Origin of the sequence: Staphylococcus sp. EG-SA-14 (genome assembly GCF_017151935.1) — a bacterium.
Taxonomy (GTDB): Bacteria; Bacillota; Bacilli; order Staphylococcales; family Staphylococcaceae; genus Staphylococcus; species Staphylococcus aureus.
Genome location: NZ_JACVZM010000114.1, coordinates 1 through 245, shown reverse-complemented (window position 1 = coordinate 245; position 245 = coordinate 1). Strand labels below are relative to the sequence as shown.

The 245-nt window shown below is 32.7% G+C and carries 1 pseudogene; it reads right to left on the bottom strand.

What is annotated here, in order from left to right:
- Positions 1 to 126 (bottom strand): annotated as a pseudogene (locus tag IDG63_RS14565) (anion permease); the annotation flags it as partial.
- Positions 127 to 245: the final 119 nt, after the last annotated feature.

Sequence of the window (245 nt, the reverse complement as noted above, 5' to 3'; positions counted from 1 at the left end):
ATTAGATGTGCTAGATGCTAAATTTTGTGCAAGGGGGTTACCGGCCATTGCAGTTAAAAACATAGCCGCAGTAATTAAATTACCTTGGAATTCTGTGAAAACAAGAAATGCACCCATTTTGCGTGCTTCACTGAAAATTTGTATAAAGATTTAAGTCATTACGTAACATCACATAAAATACATTTCTATACTATTCCGTTTCATTGATCAACATTACGTATGCCATCATAAATCATGAAATAAAA